At 61.7% G+C, this 14,345-nt stretch carries 12 protein-coding genes and 1 riboswitch; of the genes, 8 read left to right on the top strand and 4 right to left on the bottom strand.

Annotation, left to right across the window (positions count from 1 at the left end):
* Together JOH52_RS12600 and JOH52_RS12595 are read right to left on the bottom strand one after the other, a co-directional pair.
* Positions 1 to 1,548, bottom strand: coding sequence for an amino acid permease (locus JOH52_RS12600; RefSeq protein ID WP_003529187.1), 1,548 nt, complete (start codon positions 1,546 to 1,548; stop codon positions 1 to 3).
* A gap of 108 nt (positions 1,549 to 1,656) precedes the next feature.
* Entirely contained in the window at positions 1,657 to 2,430 is a 774-nt protein-coding gene (locus tag JOH52_RS12595) for an N-formylglutamate amidohydrolase (protein ID WP_010969776.1), read from the bottom strand.
* A gap of 170 nt (positions 2,431 to 2,600) precedes the next feature.
* Here JOH52_RS12595 and JOH52_RS12590 point away from each other — a divergent pair, with 170 nt between their 5' ends.
* The 8 genes from JOH52_RS12590 (at position 2,601) to JOH52_RS12555 (ending at position 11,893) form a co-directional block, all read left to right on the top strand.
* On the top strand, positions 2,601 to 3,479 hold the full coding sequence (locus tag JOH52_RS12590) for a MurR/RpiR family transcriptional regulator (protein WP_003529191.1): 879 nt from the start codon (positions 2,601 to 2,603) through the stop codon (positions 3,477 to 3,479).
* Positions 3,480 to 3,664: 185 nt separating this feature from the next.
* Positions 3,665 to 4,768: an ABC transporter substrate-binding protein gene (locus JOH52_RS12585; RefSeq protein ID WP_003529193.1), complete on the top strand. Its 1,104-nt coding sequence runs from the start codon at positions 3,665 to 3,667 to the stop codon at positions 4,766 to 4,768.
* 77 nt (positions 4,769 to 4,845) lie between these two features.
* On the top strand, positions 4,846 to 5,727 hold the full coding sequence (locus tag JOH52_RS12580; protein ID WP_003529194.1) for an ABC transporter permease: 882 nt from the start codon (positions 4,846 to 4,848) through the stop codon (positions 5,725 to 5,727).
* Positions 5,724 to 6,512: an ABC transporter permease gene (locus tag JOH52_RS12575; RefSeq protein ID WP_010969778.1), complete on the top strand. Its 789-nt coding sequence runs from the start codon at positions 5,724 to 5,726 to the stop codon at positions 6,510 to 6,512. Before JOH52_RS12580 ends, JOH52_RS12575 begins: the two co-directional genes overlap by 4 nt.
* A 4-nt stretch (positions 6,513 to 6,516) precedes the next feature.
* Entirely contained in the window at positions 6,517 to 7,578 is a 1,062-nt protein-coding gene (locus tag JOH52_RS12570) for an ABC transporter ATP-binding protein (protein WP_010969779.1), read from the top strand.
* Between the two features lie 114 nt (positions 7,579 to 7,692).
* Positions 7,693 to 7,857: riboswitch (FMN riboswitch) on the top strand.
* 90 nt (positions 7,858 to 7,947) lie between these two features.
* Entirely contained in the window at positions 7,948 to 8,421 is a 474-nt protein-coding gene (locus JOH52_RS12565) for a 6,7-dimethyl-8-ribityllumazine synthase (protein ID WP_013844648.1), read from the top strand.
* A 225-nt stretch (positions 8,422 to 8,646) separates the two neighbouring features.
* A complete protein-coding gene (locus tag JOH52_RS12560) occupies positions 8,647 to 9,531 on the top strand; it encodes an AraC family transcriptional regulator (RefSeq protein WP_010969781.1) in 885 nt (294 codons plus the stop codon).
* A 151-nt stretch (positions 9,532 to 9,682) separates the two neighbouring features.
* Positions 9,683 to 11,893 (top strand): TonB-dependent siderophore receptor, encoded by a 2,211-nt coding sequence (locus tag JOH52_RS12555; RefSeq protein WP_013844649.1) that lies wholly within the window; start codon positions 9,683 to 9,685, stop codon positions 11,891 to 11,893.
* 153 nt (positions 11,894 to 12,046) lie between these two features.
* Here the strand turns inward: JOH52_RS12555 and JOH52_RS12550 are convergent, their stop codons facing one another.
* Positions 12,047 to 13,243 carry an IS256-like element ISRm5 family transposase gene (locus JOH52_RS12550; RefSeq protein ID WP_015241349.1) on the bottom strand — a complete coding sequence of 399 codons (1,197 nt, stop codon included), beginning with the start codon at positions 13,241 to 13,243 and terminating at the stop codon, positions 12,047 to 12,049.
* Between the two features lie 635 nt (positions 13,244 to 13,878).
* Positions 13,879 to 14,316, bottom strand: coding sequence for a D-erythrulose-4-phosphate isomerase (derI, locus tag JOH52_RS12545; RefSeq protein WP_003537271.1), 438 nt, complete (start codon positions 14,314 to 14,316; stop codon positions 13,879 to 13,881).
* Between the last annotated feature and the right edge of the window lie 29 nt (positions 14,317 to 14,345).

Below are 14,345 nucleotides of genomic sequence, written 5' to 3'. Positions count from 1 at the left end.
TCAGGCTTCGCCGACCGCCTTTTCGGCAGCGGCAATCTCCGCCTGGCGGCGCGCAACCTCGTCGCCGATCGGCGGACCGCGGAAACGGCGGTTTTCGAAGGCGAACCAGATGATGCCCGTCACGATCAGGAAGCCGACGGTGATGTAGAGCGCCCAATCGTTCGGCGGCTGAATGCCGAGGACGAAGATCAGCACCATGGCGACGATAGAAAGGATCGCGAAGAGCTTGAACATGCCCTCACCGAGATTCCACGGCCCCATCTTGTCCCACTTCGAGGTTCCCCAGGCGAACAGACCCAGGGTGATCGGGATCGCGAAGGAGAAGAAGAGGAAGATGACGGTGCAGGAGACGACGATCGTGTAAACCGGCGTGTCGCCGATGGAGACGAGCGACGATCCCCAGACGAAGAGCACCGCAAGAATGGAGCCCGTCCAGATGGCCGCCACAGGGGTGCGATAGGTCGGGCTCACCTTTGAAAGAGCCTTGGAAGCCGGCAGGCCGCCGTCCCGCGAGAAGGCGAAGATCATGCGGGAAACCGAGGTAACCGTCGCCAGCCCGCACAGCCACTGACTGACGAAAATGGCGAGGTAGAGAACGTCCTTGATGATCGGATTGACCTGCGCATCCATCGCCCAGAAGAACACGTTCCAGCCCTGCTTGGCCGCCTCGTCCATGTCAGGAATCATCAACACGAAGGAGCAAAGCATGATGTAGCCGAAAAGAGCCGCCCAGAGCACCGAGGAGATCATGCCGCGCGGCACGGAATGTGCGGCCTTCACCGTTTCCTCCGAGGTGTGGGCCGACGCGTCATAGCCGGTGATCGTGTAGATCGGCAGCAGCAGCCCGAGAAGGAACACCCAGGTTCCCGAGGTTTGCGGCCACACATTGCCGCCCGTCTCGCCCGAATAATTGGAGAAGGTGAAAAGGCGGCTGATCTCGTAAGTGTCGGCAGCGGCAAGGCAGACCAGCGCCAGGAGAATGGCGGTAACGAAGATCAGATAGCCCGAGAAGTCGGTGAGTTTCGCCGTCAGTCCGATGCCCATATGGTTTACCAGCGCCTGCGCGCCGGTGATGATCGCCAGGAAGACGATGCGCGTCATCGTCGTGTCCTCGAGACCGAAGTAAGGCGTTCCGAACGAGCCCATGAAGAAATAATAGGTGCCGACATTGATGGCGCCGAGAACGGTGACCAGACCGAGCAAATTGAACCATGCGGTCAGCCAGCCGGTAAAGCGGTTGCCGAGGATCGAACCCCAGTGATAGAGGCCGCCGGCGGTCGGATAGGCCGAGCTGATCTGCGCCATGGCGACCGCGAAGACGAACGAGATGAAGCATCCGAGCGGCCAGCCGATGCCGATCGCGGCGCCTCCCGCCCCGGATGTCGCCTGCGCCAGCGAGTTGATGCCGCCCGACAGAATGCAGATGATCGAGAAGGAGACGGCGAAATTCGAGAACTGGCTCATTCGCCGTTCGAGTTCCTGGGCATAGCCCATCGAATGCAGGATCTGCATATCCTGCTTCTTATCGACTTCGGTGTAGTCTGACATCCTTTTCCCCTGTTTCTCCAAGACCCGCCGCGCCATTGCGGAAGATCATGTCACCCTGCTCCGGAAACCGGAGCAGCACCGCGGCTTTGGCCGCTCCCCCAGGGTCTTCTAGTGCGCCGGAAGGGCAGCTACGCTCTTCGCGAGCAGCCCCGCCAGATAATCGGCCATGACCCTTTGGCCGATTTTATCGCGGATGAGATCGTTGCGGATCTCGATCATGACGTTCGGCACGCCGAAGCGGATGCCGTATTCGATCAGGCTGTGCGTCACACCGTCGGCCGGCCCGTAAGGCTCGTTGCGGCGGACGTCGTATCCCGCCTCGCCGATGGCTGCGGCGGCAAGCATGCCGTCTGCGAGCCGGCCGTCGGCATCGTGCAGAATGCCTAACTCGACTGTCCGCGGCTTGCCGAAATAGATCGGAGTGAAACTATGCATCGTCACGAGAACCGGCCGCCTGCCCGCGGCCTTGCGGTCTGCAACCGCGCGCGTGACGGCCTCGTGAAACGGCAGATAGATCTCCTCCACCCGCGAACGCCGCTCTGCCGCCGACATGCTCCTGTTGCCGGGCACGTCATAGACTTCGCTGAGAACAGGCATCGCCGCGTCGGACTCCGGCGGCCTGTTGCAGTCATAGGCGAGCCGCGAAAAGCGTTGGTGGATCAGCGTGCCGTCGAGCTTCTCGCAGAGCAATCGGGAGACCGCCAGTGCGCCGGGATCCCAGGCGACATGACTCTCGAGCGCCTCTTTCGAGAGCCCGAGCGTTCCCAAACTCTCGGGCATGCGGTTCGAGGCATGCTCGCAGACGAAGAGGAATTCTCCCTTCGCTTGCGCATTCTCGATCGCGACCGGGTCGCCCTCTGCCTCAGTCAAAAGTCCCGTCAAAACCGGCTCCCCAATGCCTCGTCAGACGATGATTGTGAAGAGAATTCTTCACGAATCGGCAGGTGTCAATGGAAAACTGAAACGATCTTTTCAAAATTGCGATTGACTCCGATTGTGACAGCGATGTTTAATTTCTTACAAGCTGGCAAAGACCGGCCGAGGGGCGAACATTGAACGGCAACACGGCTTCCATGACGGTGTCGGATGTGATCAACGCACATTTCGCCGCGCTGACGCGCGCCGAAAGGCAGTTGGCGGAGACACTTCTCGACAACTACCCGGTCTCCGGTCTCGGTTCGATCACCACGGTCGCCGAGAACGCCGGCGTTTCGACGCCGACGGTCGCCCGCATGGTCCAGAAACTCGGTTTTCGCGGTTTCCCGGACTTCCAGGCGCGACTCCACCAGGAGCTCGAGGCGACGATCTCCAATCCCATCGCGAAACATGATCGCTGGGCGGCCAGCGCGCCGGGAACCCATACGCTCAACCGCTTCGCCGACGCGATCATGGGCAATATGCGCCAGACGCTGTCGCAGATCGAGCCGGCGGAGTTCGACACGGCCGCAGCACTCGTCGCCGACCTGAAACGCAAGGTCTATCTCGTCGGCGGGCGCATCACCCGCTCGATTGCGGACTATCTCTTCACCCATCTCCAGGTCATCCGCACCGGGGTGACGCAGATCGCCGCCAATCCGAGTTCGTGGCCGCACTACGTGCTCGACATGAAGGCGGGAGACGTCCTGATCCTGTTCGATATCCGCCGCTACGAGCAGGAGATGGAAACGCTCGCCCGCTTCGCCCGCAACCGCGGCGTCGAGATCATCCTTTTTACCGACCAGTGGGGCTCTCCCGTCGCCAAGTCTTCGTCCAAGGTCTTCCGCGCCCGGATCGAGGTTCCCTCGGCCTGGGACAGTTCGGTCATGCTGCTCTTCCTCGTGGAGGCGCTGGTCGAGGCCGTGCAGAGCTCGAACTGGGATGAAACCCGGGGCCGGATGAAGACGCTGGAGGGCCTTTTCGATTCGACCCGCATTTTCCGAAAGCCGGTCTAGGAGGGCTCCGGCGGCTTGAATTCCTGATGGAAGAGCATTCAGGCGACTTTCGAATGCAACCGGAGCGGATTGATCCGAAGCCGACATATCTGCCGCAGACGGGACAAAGCCTGTCACATAGGCTTCATCGCATATCTTTAACTGCATCGGCGAAATTGACTGAAAACCCAATAAGGAGAACGCCAGTGATTTCAAGGACTCAACGCCTGCTCTCGCTTTCGACCGCCATGCTGCTCGCAACCACGGCAGCAGCCGTTGCCGAGCCGAGCGAAGAGCTCATCGCAGCCGCCAAGAAGGAAGGCACGCTGACGACAATCGCGCTCCCGCACAATTGGTGCGGGTACGGCGACGTGATCGCCGGCTTCAAGGCCAAATACGGCATCGAAGTCAACGAACTGAACCCGGATGCGGGCTCCGGCGACGAGATCGAGGCGATCAAGGCCAACAAGGGCAACACCGGCCCGCAGGCCCCCGACGTCATCGACGTCGGCCTCTCTTTCGGCCCCTCGGCCAAGGCCGAAGGCCTGATTCAACCCTATAAAGTGTCGACCTGGGACACGATCCCGGACACGGCCAAGGATCCGGAAGGCTATTGGTACGGCGACTATTACGGCGTTCTCTCCTTCGTGGTGAACACCGATATCGTCAAGGACGTGCCGAAGGACTGGGCGGACCTCAAGAAGTCCGACTATGCGAACTCGGTCGCACTCGCCGGCGATCCGCGCGCATCCAACCAGGCGGTGCAGGCGGTCTACGCCGCCGGCCTTGCGGCCGGTGAAACGGATGCGGCCAAGGCCGGCGAAGCCGGCCTGGCGTTCTTCGCCGAGGTCAACAAGGCCGGCAACTTCGTCCCGGTCATCGGCAAGTCCGCCTCGCTTGCGCAGGGCTCGACGCCGATCATCATCGCCTGGGACTATAACGGCCTCTCCTGGCGCGACAGCCTGAACGGCAACCCGCCGGTCGAAGTCGTCGTCCCGGCCTCCGGCGTCGTCGCCGGCGTCTATGTGCAGGCGATCTCCGCCTTCGCTCCGCATCCGAACGCCGCCAAGCTCTGGATGGAGTATCTCTATTCGGACGAAGGTCAGCTCGGCTGGCTGAAGGGCTATTGCCACCCGATCCGCTTCAACGACCTCGTCAAGAACGGCAAGGTTCCGAAGGAGATGCTCGACAAGCTGCCGCCGGCCGAATCCTACGAAAAGGCCGTGTTCCCGACACTCGACGAGCAGGCCAAGGGCAAGGAAGCGATCACCACCAAGTGGGATAGCGTCGTCGGCGCGAGCGTGCAGTAACTGCCATTGCGTGCCTCCCCGCCTCATACGTGGCGGGGAGGTCATTTTCCTCCGATGCCGGGACAGCCGAAAGCTTTATGACCACGACAACAGCAGCAGCACCTCTGATCAGCAAACGAGCGATTATCGACTGGCTGGGTATTGCACCCTTCATGATTTTCGCGCTGATGTTCCTGGTCGTCCCGACGCTCTATCTCGTCACCGGCGCCTTTCTGACGCCGGCGGGCGAATTCACCTTCAAGAACATCGCCGACCTCTTCACCCCGTCGATCCTCTCCGCCTACTGGATCTCGATCCGGGTGTCGGTCGCCTCCTCGCTCGGCGGCGCCCTCATCGGCTTCTTTCTTGCCTGGGCCATCGTGCTCGGCGGCATGCCGAAGTGGATCCGTTCCGGCCTCCTTACCTTTTCCGGCGTCGCTTCCAACTTCGCGGGCGTTCCGCTCGCCTTCGCCTTTCTCGCGACCCTCGGCCGCACCGGGCTCGTCACCGTGTTTCTGCGCGACTGGTTCGGCTTCAACCTCTATTCGACCGGCTTCAACCTCCTGAGCTTCCTCGGCCTCACCATCACCTACATGTATTTCCAGATCCCGCTGATGGTTCTGATCCTGACGCCGGCACTGGACGGCATGAAGAAGGAATGGCGCGAAGCTTCCGAAATTCTCGGCGCCTCCACCTGGCAATATTGGCGCATGGTGGCGTTGCCGATCCTCTGGCCGAGCCTGCTCGGCACGACGCTCCTGCTCTTCGCCAACGCCTTCGGCGCGATCGCCACCGCCTACGCGCTGACCGGCAGTTCGCTCAATATCGTGCCGATCCTGCTCTATGCGCAGATCCGCGGCGACGTGCTCCATAATCCGAACCTTGGCTATGCGCTGGCGCTCGGCATGATCGTCATCACCGGCATCTCCAATATTCTCTACATCTGGCTGCGGATGCGCGCCGAACGGTGGCAGAAATGAAGGCAAGACGTCTCGGCGCCTGGATCGCCATCGCCATCGGGGCGAGCTATTTCATCATTCCGCTGCTCGGCACGCTGGAATTCTCGCTGCGCATGCGCCGCGATGCCTATTCCTTCGACGCCTACCGGTCGGTCTTCTCCGACTTCCAGTTTCGCGAGACCTTCGGCTATTCGATGCTGATGGCGTTTTTCACGATCATCTTCGGCATGCTGCTGGTGGTGCCGACCGCCTATTGGGTGCGGCTGCGCCTGCCGCAGGTCCGCCCCGTCATCGAGTTCATCACCCTGCTGCCGCTCGTCATTCCTGCGATCGTCATCGTCTTCGGTTATCTCAGACTCTATAATTCCTCATCGTTCCTGCCGCTGACCGGCTCCACTTCAGGCACCAACGCGCTCCTGATGTTCTCCTACATGACGCTGTCTCTTCCCTATATGTACCGCGCCGTCGACACGGCGATGCGGGCCATCGATGTCAGGACGCTGACGGAGGCCGCGGAAAGCCTTGGCGCCAAGTGGCCGACGATCCTATTCCGCTGCATTTTCCCGAATGTGATGAGCGGCGTGCTTTCCGGGGCCTTCATCACCTTCGCGATCGTCATGGGCGAATTCACTATGGCGGCGCTGCTCAACCGCCCCGCCTTCGGCCCCTACCTGCAGCTCGTCGGCGCCAACAAGGCCTATGAGCCTTCGGCGCTCGCCGTCATCGCATTCGCGATCACCTGGCTCAGCATGGGACTGATCCAGCTCGTGTCGCGCTTCCAGAAATCCGCTCCGGCCAAGGCTTGATCACATGGCATTCCTGCAATTGACCAATATTCAGAAATCCTTCGGCCCGGTTCAGGTCGTGCATAATTTCGACATGGGGATCGACAAGGGCGAGTTCGTCTCCTTTCTCGGCCCCTCCGGCTGCGGCAAGACGACCATCCTGCGCATGATTGCCGGCTTCGAGACCCCGTCCGGCGGCTCGATCTTCATCGACGGCAAGGACCAGGGTGCGCTGAAGCCGAACCAGCGCAATATCGGCATGGTGTTCCAGGCCTATGCGCTCTTTCCCAACATGAATGTCCACGACAATGTCGCCTTCGGCCTCAAGGTCGCCGGCGCCTCCAGAACGGAGATCGAGGCACGGGTTAAGCAGATGCTCGGACTGATCAAGCTAGAGCATCTGGCGGACCGCTTCCCCTATCAATTGTCCGGCGGACAGCAGCAGCGCGTGGCGCTTGCCCGCGCCCTCGCCGTCAAGCCGCAGGTGCTGCTCCTCGACGAGCCGCTCTCCGCGCTCGATGCAAAGATCCGCATCTCGCTGCGGGAGGAGATCCGCCAGATCCAGCAGCAGCTCGGCATCACCACGGTATTCGTGACGCACGACCAGGAGGAGGCACTGTCGATCTCCGACCGGATCGTCGTCATGAATTCCGGCCGCGCCGATCAGATCGGCACCCCTTTCGAGATCTACAACACCCCGGCGACACGCTTCGTCGCCTCCTTCGTCGGCACGCTCAACATCATCGAGGGCAAGGTGGCCGATCCCGCAAGCGGCGCAGTCACCATCGGCGGGCAGCGCATCTCACTGAAAGAGCCGATTGCCGGGGCAAAAGGCGGCGACAGCATCTCGCTGGCGCTCAGGCCGGAAGCAGGCTCGATCGCCGAGGGCGCCAGGGGCGATACCGCACTTCCGGGCGAAGTGGTATCGAGGAGCTTTCTCGGCTCCGTCATCCGCACCAAGCTGCGGGTCGGCAAAGACATCATCTCCTTCGATATGTTCAACGATCCGGGCATGACCCCACCGGTCGCCGGCGAGAGCGTCACGCTGCGTTTCGCGGCAAAGGACCTGCTCGTCATCCGCGAATAGAGCGGCCGGAATGAATTGTTCAGGGGCGTGAAATCCTTGGAAAATTCTGTCGTGATTTTTTGCTTTCACGTCGCAGCACAGATTTGACGGCGGCGAAACAGCCGCTATAGTCGCAAGCGTTCTCAGGGCGGGGTGAAATTCCCCACCGGCGGTAGCGAACACAGGATCGGGAATGGTCGGTGGTCGGAGCCCGCGAGCGCTTCGCATTTCGTGCGAAGGTCAGCAGATCCGGTCGAATTCCGGAGCCGACGGTTATAGTCCGGATGGAAGAGAGCAAGCAGAAGCGTCGCCCCTCCCCGGGGTCTTCGCGCATGCATGTTCGCCCGACGGGATCATTGGAAAAATGCCAACCCTGAAAGGCTTGAGACCATGACCATACTTTCCCATCCCTCCGCCAAAATTGCCATCGTCCGCGCCCGCTGGCACGCCGATATCGTCGACCGTTGCGTCGACGCCTTCGTCGCGCAATGGACGAAACTCGGCGGCAGCGCCGCCGATGTCGAGATCTTCGACGTGCCGGGAGCGCTCGAAATCCCGCTGCATGCGCAGGCGCTCGCCAGGACCGGCCGCTACGCGGCGATCCTCGGCACTGCCTTCGTCGTCAATGGCGGCATCTATCGCCACGACTTCGTCTCCGGCACGGTGCTCGACGGCATGATGCGCGTCCAGCTCGATACCGACGTGCCGGTGCTCTCCGCGGTCCTGACACCCCACAACTTCCAGGAAAGCGAGCCGCTGATCGCCTTCTTCCGCGACCATTTCGTCGTCAAGGGCGAGGAAGCCGCGAATGCCTGCGCGCAGATTCTCGATGCGCGTGCGAAGCTTGCGCTGGTCGACGCCTGAACGGTGCTGCCGCTCATCCGGCCTGCCGGCCACCTTCTCCCCGCAGGCGGGGCGAAGGAGACTCGCGGCAGCCCTCCGGCATTCCAAGGCGCGCGGCCGGCATGGCCGCGCGCCTTGGCATTGAAGCGATTGAAAACCCGCGCGTTGCGCGCTAATAAACTTGACTTAAATGAGAAGGATTGTTGCGGTTTTGCCTTGTAGCCGGCAGGACCGGAGAAAGCGACGATGACGTTCCAGCCGCGCATGCAGAACAGGATCAGCGGGTTTTCGATCATAGGCGGTCTCAACCGCCGAGAGTGGAATGGTGTGGTTGCGGATGTCTGGGACGTGGAATGCGTTCCGCATGCGGGCGGCTATTATGTCGCCGAGGACCCCCGCATGTTCATCGTGCTCGATGCCAGGGGCGGCGGCAATTGCAGGGTGAAGCTCGCCGCGAACGGCAAGGGTGCCGTCCAGAACTATCATCGGCAGGCCCTCTCCTATATTCCGGCCGGAATGGAGCTCTGGACCGATGTCGTGGACATCCATTACATCCGGCATCTCGATCTTCACTTCGACGTCGATGCGCTCGGCAGGCGCCTGAAGGAAGACCTGGACGCCGCGGCAATCGAGACGCCCCGGCTGATGTTCCAGGACGAACGCTTCCTCACGCTTGCCGGGCTGATCGCGGCCGAGTGCCTCAATCCCCAGCCCCTCCACGATCTTTACGGCGACAGTCTTACGGTGGCGCTTTTCATCGATCTCATGAAGATCGGCAAGCGAAGCGGCCGCAAGCGCAGCCAGCTTGCGGCGTGGCAATTGCGGCGGGCGGTCGATTTCATCGAGGAGAATTTCGCCCGTAATGTCCGGCTCGAGGAGCTCGCCGGCCTCACGGGCCTCTCCCAATCGCACTTCAGCCACGCCTTCAAGGCTTCGACGGGTGTCGCGCCTCACCAGTGGCACATGAATGCGCGGGTCGAACGGGCAAAGCAGATGCTGCTCAGGAGCGACGCCCCGCTGACCTCGATTGCCGCCGAGACGGGTTTTGCCGATCAGGCGCACTTCACCCGTGTGTTCCGCAAGGCAGTCGGCACGACTCCGGCCCTCTGGAAGAAAAGTCACACCGCCTGACGAGTCCGCCGGCACCGCGCAGTTTTGCCCAAAATCGTTCAATTTCCCGATATCGGGACAAGCGCCGCCAAAATAGTTGATCTAGACACTCATCTTATCGTTGACAGTACCGGTCACGCGGGGCAACGGCGGGACCGGCCGATTTCGGGGCATGAATGAGATGAAGTGCAGGATCCGCGGGGCGCATCTGAAGACTCTTTTGGCGAGCGGAGTTGCGCTCGCGCCGCTGATGATGAGCGGAATCGCGCTGGCGCAGGAGGGAAACGCCACGCAGCTCGAGCGAATCGTCGTCGAGGGCGGCAATGCGGCCGGCGCCAGCGCGACCGGACCGGTGGACGGCTACGTCGCAAAGGCGACCGCGACCGGGTCGAAGACCGCCATGCCGCTCAACGAAATCCCCCAGTCGGTCTCCGTCGTCGGGCGTGAGGAACTGGACGACCGCGCCGTGGTCAACAAGGTCGATGAAGCATTGCGCTATACGCCGGGCGTCCTGTCGGCACCATTCGGCACCGACCCGGATACGGACTGGTTCTACATCCGCGGCTTCGATGCGGCACAGACGGGCCTCTTCCTCGACGGACTGCCGCTCTTCAGCTTCGGCTTCGGCAATTTCCAGGTCGACCCCTTCATGCTGGAGCGGGTCGAGGTGCTGAAAGGGCCGGCCTCCGTGCTTTATGGCGGGTCCAATCCGGGCGGCATCATCAACCTGATCAGCAAGCGGCCGCTTGACGAGCCGCTCTACTACACCGAGGTCGGCATCAACAGCAACGGCAATGCCTTCACCGGCTTCGACGTGAACGACAAGCTGAACGATGACGGAACGGTTCGCTACCGCCTCACCGGCAAGGTCGCCGGCGGCGACAACTATTCGGACTATTCCGAAGACCTGCGCGGCTTCATCCTTCCTCAGGTAACCTATGCGCCTGATGACGCAACCAGCCTGACCGTCTTCGGCCTGCTCCAGGGCCTCGATCAGGTCCATGTCGGCAACGGCTTCCTGCCCTATGTCGGAACCGTCGAAGACGCGCCCTTCGGCAAGATCGACCGGGATGCCTATTACAGCGAGCCTGATATCGACGAGGGCAGCTATACGCAGCAGATGCTCGGCTACGAGTTCAAGCACGACTTCGACAATGGCTGGACCTTCACCCAGAACGCGCGCTACGCCAATCTTCACAAACACGAGAAGTACCCGTACACCTATGGCTATGTCGGCGGCGCACCTACCGGCCCGGACTACCTCCTGAACCGCATCGGCTTCGAGGCGACGTCGAAAGTCGACAGCTTCTCGATCGACAACCGGACGGAAACGGATTTCGATCTCGGCGCCACGACCCACACCTTCCTCGCCGGCCTCGATTACAAATACTACCGGCTCGACCATATTCAGGCATGCTGCGGCGCGACCCCGATCAGCGCAACCAATCCGGTTTACGGCACACCTCAGGGTGCAAATTTCGTATATCTCGATCAGATCGTCACGCAGCAGCAGATCGGCCTCTACGCACAGGACCAGATTCGTTTTGGCGACGGCTGGCTGGTTACGCTCAACGGCCGCTACGACTATGTGGACACCAAATCCGACGCCGCGATCGGCACGAGCTACGAATCGAATGACGGTGCCTTCAGTGGCCGTGCCGGCCTCGCTTACGAGTTCGACAACGGCCTCACGCCCTATGTAAGCGCTGCGACTTTCTTCAATCCGCTGGTCGGCACGGGCACGAGCGATCCATCGGATCCGACGAATCCGGCAAAGATGGTCGCGCTCGAGCCGGAGGAAGGCTATCAATACGAGGCGGGCGTCAAATACGAGCCCTCCTTTATCGACGGGCTGTTGACTGCATCAGTCTTCCAGATAACCAAGCAGAACGTCTCAATTGCCGTTCCCGGCTTCTTCGTCAACTCGCAGCTTGGCGAGGTCCGTTCGAGGGGCGTCGAACTCGAGGGCAAGATCAATCTCAATACCAACTGGAAGATCATAAGCGCCTTCTCCTATACCGATCTCGAGGTCACGGAAGATCTCAACGCCAGTCTCATCGGCAATACACCGGTTCTCATTCCCGAAACACAGGCGTCGCTGTGGCTCGACTACACGGTTGCGAACGGCACGTTCGAGGGCGTGAGCCTCGGCGCCGGCGTGCGCTACCAGGGGGAATCCTGGGCCGACGCGGAGAACACGAAGAAAGTCCCCGCTGCGACACTCGTGGACGCCGCTATCCGCTACGAGAAGAACGACTGGACGGCGTCGCTCAACGTCGCCAACCTGTTCGACAAGGAATATGTTGCGGGTTGCCAGGGTCTCCAGACCTGCGGCTATGGCGAAAGCCGGACCTTCACGCTGAAGCTCAGCAAGAAGTGGTAAAGGGCGGGACCTCCCCCTCATCCGGCCTGCCGGCCACCTTCTCCCCGCAAGCGGGGCGAAGGGGACTCGCGGCCTCGCGGCTTGTCCCTTCTCCCCGTCAAAAATGGGTTGTGTGCGTCAAGTTCTGCAAAATTGGGCGGTCATGCGTGCTGGTCATGCGGCTTGACGGAGTGCGAGTTTCTTGTGCTCTCGCAGGTCGTCCATGTTGATGTAGCGATTGGCCTCCATCCAGTTTTCGTGGGTTTCGACGGCGAGCGCGCGGACGAGGCGTAGGCAGCTCTCGGTGTTGGGAAAGATGCGCACGACGTAGGTTCTGCGGCGGATTTCCTCGTTGAGGCGTTCCAGCATGTTGGTGCTCTTGAGGTGCTTGTGATGCTGGCGCGGCAGACGAAAGAAGGTCAGCGTCTGCTCGATGGTTTCCTCAACCCAGGAGGTCAGGCGCGGATAGCGGACCGACCATTTTCCCAGCCACGCGGCGAGATCGGCCTTCGCCTCATCAAGGTCGCGGCGATCATAGAGCCATCGAAGCTCCTGCAGGCAATCGTCGCCATGTTTGCGCGGCAGGTGATCGAGGGCGTTCCTGAGGAAATGCACGTAACAGCGCTGCCAGGCAGCTTCCGGGATCACCTCGCCAATTGCCGCGACGAGACCGGCATGGTCGTCGGAGACCACCAGTTCGACGCCCTTCAAACCGCGCCCTTTCAGCCTGACGAGGAAGTCCTTCCAGGCGCAACGGCTTTCACGGCCGGCCATCTCGACCGACAGGATCTGCCGCCGTCCGTCCCAGTCGATGCCGACAGCGATCAACACCGCCTGGCTCATCACCACACCGGCCTCGCGCACCTTCTCATAACGGGCATCGAGAATCAGGTAGGCAAACGGCTCTTGAAGCGAGCGCTCGGCAAAGGCCTTCAGGCTCTCGTCCAGCCGCTTGTTGATCGCCGAGATCGATGACGCCGAGAAGGCATGGCCGCACAGCTCCTCGGTGATCGCCTTGACCTTCCGCGTCGACACCCCTTGCACATACATCTCCGCCAAGGTTGCCACCAGCGCCCGCTCGGAGCGCTGATAGCGTTCGAACAATTCGGTGGAGAAGTGCCCCGAGCGATCCTGCGGCACCCGCAGCTCGAGCTTGCCCACCCGCGTGATCAGCGTGCGGCCATAGTGGCCCGAACGGTAGCCGAGCCGCTCCGGCGTGCGCTCGCCTTTCGCAGCTCCCAGCGCCTCGTCCATCTCCGCTTCCAGCACCTCCTGCATCACCGTGCGGATCACCTCGCGCAGCCCATCGGGGTTCGAAAGCAAAATGTCTTTGACGGCGGCGCTGGCTGTCTTACCTTCAGTCTTGGTCATGGTGGCGTTCCTTCCAGGGAATCAGGTGACGTCAACATCACCAGCCTGCCATGACCGCCTCTCTCAGTGAATTTGCAGAACCTTCAGCACACTACCCAAAAATGCTACGGCATGCACATATCTCTTGCGCGCCGGTGCGGCGGATACTGCTCATGAAAGGGATCCCTCGGGAACCCAACCGCCTCAACCTCGCTCGGTCGGGATTGCCCCTCAACCGGCTGCCGCCACCTTCTCCCCGCAGGCGGGGAGAAGGGATATGCCGCGCCCGCTCGCTCCCTCGGGCGGACGGTGAATGCGGGGTTCAGTTGGCGCCGCTTGTCCCTTCTCCCCGCCTGCGGGGAGAAGGTGCCGGCAGGCGGATGAGGGGCGGGTGACCGCTAATGCCAATGTTAGCGCATACGGGTTTGATCCCAAGGACCCATCCCCAAGCCTCGCCACTGCTGGAAATACAGATGCGGCCACTCCGGAGTAAATCCGCGAAGGGCCGGACAACAAGAGATATGTGCATGCCGTAGCGTCAAAACGGGGAGCACCCGGCACACCGCCCCCCAGACGAAAACACCCGGCATTGCTGCCGGGCGTCTCGCTGCGTGCGCATGAGGGAGGATCAGCATGCCCCGCAGAATTCGCGACCGTTACTTCGCCTGATCCAGGCGGTCGATCGCTTCGACATTTGCCGCCGAGGGACCGTTGGGGTCGAACTCGGAGGCGAGCCACGTATCGACGATCGATTTCGCCAGTTCCGGGCCGATGACGCGCGCGCCCATGGTGATGATCTGGGCGTTGTTGGATTTGGCCGCCCGCTCGGCGGAATAGGTGTCGTGGGTCAGCGCGGCGCGGATGCCGGGCACCTTGTTGGCCGAGATGCACACGCCGATGCCGGTGCCGCAGATCAGAATACCGCGTTCGTTTTCGCCGGCCGTGATCGTCTGCGCCAGATCGCGGGAGAGATCGGCATAGTAGCCGGTCTGACTCAGGTCCTTGACTTCGAGATCGCTTCTCTTGGCGAGATGCGCGGCGATGACGTCGAGCAGGGGCTTGCCGGCGCTGTCGGCTCCAATCGCGATTTTCATGTCGTTTCCTTTCCCTAAGGTGTTGTTGC

The organism is Sinorhizobium meliloti (assembly GCF_017876815.1).
Lineage (GTDB): Bacteria > Pseudomonadota > Alphaproteobacteria > Rhizobiales > Rhizobiaceae > Sinorhizobium > Sinorhizobium meliloti.
This window is presented reverse-complemented; position numbering and strand designations above follow the sequence as displayed.

Bases quoted from the DNA above. Each gene is read 5' to 3' on its own strand.
- JOH52_RS12600 (WP_003529187.1), bottom strand. From the start codon at position 1,548: ATGTCAGACTACACCGAAGTCGATAAGAAGCAGGATATGCAGATCCTG.
- JOH52_RS12580 (WP_003529194.1), top strand. From the start codon at position 4,846: ATGACCACGACAACAGCAGCAGCACCTCTGATCAGCAAACGAGCGATT.
- JOH52_RS12575 (WP_010969778.1), top strand. From the start codon at position 5,724: ATGAAGGCAAGACGTCTCGGCGCCTGGATCGCCATCGCCATCGGGGCG.
- JOH52_RS12570 (WP_010969779.1), top strand. From the start codon at position 6,517: ATGGCATTCCTGCAATTGACCAATATTCAGAAATCCTTCGGCCCGGTT.
- JOH52_RS12565 (WP_013844648.1), top strand. From the start codon at position 7,948: ATGACCATACTTTCCCATCCCTCCGCCAAAATTGCCATCGTCCGCGCC.
- JOH52_RS12560 (WP_010969781.1), top strand. From the start codon at position 8,647: ATGACGTTCCAGCCGCGCATGCAGAACAGGATCAGCGGGTTTTCGATC.
- JOH52_RS12555 (WP_013844649.1), top strand. From the start codon at position 9,683: ATGAATGAGATGAAGTGCAGGATCCGCGGGGCGCATCTGAAGACTCTT.
- JOH52_RS12550 (WP_015241349.1), bottom strand. From the start codon at position 13,243: ATGACCAAGACTGAAGGTAAGACAGCCAGCGCCGCCGTCAAAGACATT.
- derI (WP_003537271.1), bottom strand. From the start codon at position 14,316: ATGAAAATCGCGATTGGAGCCGACAGCGCCGGCAAGCCCCTGCTCGAC.